Source organism: Oleiphilus sp. HI0117 (genome assembly GCF_001635235.1).
Genome location: NZ_LWGA01001063.1, coordinates 1 through 1,291 on the forward strand (window position 1 = coordinate 1; position 1,291 = coordinate 1,291).

The 1,291-nt window shown below is 43.8% G+C and carries 3 protein-coding genes; 2 read left to right on the plus strand and 1 reads right to left on the minus strand.

The features are described from left to right. Window positions 1-157: 157 nt before the first annotated feature. Together rpmB and rpmG are read left to right on the plus strand one after the other, a co-directional pair. Complete coding sequence (gene rpmB / locus A3757_RS19030) at window positions 158-394, plus strand: 50S ribosomal protein L28 (RefSeq protein ID WP_068510857.1); 237 nt, start codon at window positions 158-160, stop codon at window positions 392-394. A gap of 11 nt (window positions 395-405) precedes the next feature. Then, window positions 406-561 carry a 50S ribosomal protein L33 gene (gene rpmG / locus A3757_RS19035; RefSeq protein ID WP_068510851.1) on the plus strand — a complete coding sequence of 52 codons (156 nt, stop codon included), beginning with the start codon at window positions 406-408 and terminating at the stop codon, window positions 559-561. A gap of 106 nt (window positions 562-667) precedes the next feature. Here rpmG and A3757_RS19040 read toward each other — a convergent pair. After that, on the minus strand, window positions 668-1,291 hold a 624-nt coding region (locus A3757_RS19040; RefSeq protein WP_068740102.1), incomplete at its 5' end, for an endonuclease/exonuclease/phosphatase family protein.

Consider the following 1,291-nt stretch of genomic DNA (forward strand, 5'->3'; position numbering starts at 1 on the left):
CAAGTTTATACACATTTTTGAAAATATTTTTTGCGATTAAAAATGCTTTCTGGTATAAAGGCGGGCTCTTTAGTGAGGACTCCAAAAAAGGGTCCGATATTTGAATTTTTTTGAACGTGCTTTCAAGGGACGTTTCGAAGTTGGAGGCAAGGTTACAATGTCTAGAGTATGTCAGGTTACAGGCAAGCGCCCAGTAGCAGGAAACAACGTTTCACACGCAAAAAACCGCACACGTCGTCGTTTTTTGCCTAATTTACAATCTCACCGTTTTTGGGTTGAGGGCGAGAAGCGTTTTGTTAAGCTTCGTGTATCTACCAAAGGTATGCGTATTATCGATAAAAAAGGCATCGAGACAGTTCTTAGTGAACTACGTGCTCGCGGCGAGAAAGTTTAGGAGATTGAGCAATGCGTGATAAAATCCGTTTAGTTTCAAGCGCTGGTACTGGTCATTTCTACACGACTGACAAGAACAAGCGTAACATGCCAGAAAAGATGGAAATCAAAAAGTATGACCCAGTTGTGCGTAAGCACGTGGTCTACAAAGAAGCTAAAATCAAGTAAGATTTTCTACCTTTCGAGGTAGGCAGCTTATTGCTTCCATTGAAAAGCCCGACTTTATTGTCGGGTTTTTTGTGCCTGTCTATGTCTATATTTTCAAAGTTTCAAGCTAATAGCCTTTGGGTAGTTTTACCTCTAATTCGATGGGTAAATGGTCAGATACCGGAAACGTTACCACGCCCGCCCTCTTAACCAATAGGCTACGACTCACCAGAATATGATCTAAGGCCTTTTCAGGGCGCCAGCTAGGAAATGAATGAGATACGCCCGGCAAAGTCACCAAGCCGGCTCCTTTTAGCGGAGAGTCATGCAGTATTTTCTCGGCATGGGTATTCATGTCGCCCATCAACACCACATGGTTATAGTCATCAACCAAATCCCGAACAAAACGTAGCTGCTGTTTTTGGGCACTATCGCTGAGCGACAAGTGCATAATCACCAATACGATCGGATCTTCCTCTTTTCCGTACTCGGCAACAATCACGCCTCGGCCAGGTATTAAGCCAGGCAAGCGATGCTCTTCAACCTTGATTGGCCGGAAACGACTTAACAAGCCATTACTATGCTTTGCTACAGGACCAAAATTTCTATTTAACTGCTGATACCAAAACGGCAAACCTGCATTACTCGCAAGGTATTCGACCTGATTAATAAATCCGCTGCGCAAGCTACCGCCATCGACCTCCTGCAAAGCCACCATATCGTACTGACTAATCAGCTCAGCAATTTTATC

Bases quoted from the DNA above. Each gene is read 5' to 3' on its own strand.
- rpmG (WP_068510851.1), top strand. From the start codon at position 406: ATGCGTGATAAAATCCGTTTAGTTTCAAGCGCTGGTACTGGTCATTTC.
- rpmB (WP_068510857.1), top strand. From the start codon at position 158: ATGTCTAGAGTATGTCAGGTTACAGGCAAGCGCCCAGTAGCAGGAAAC.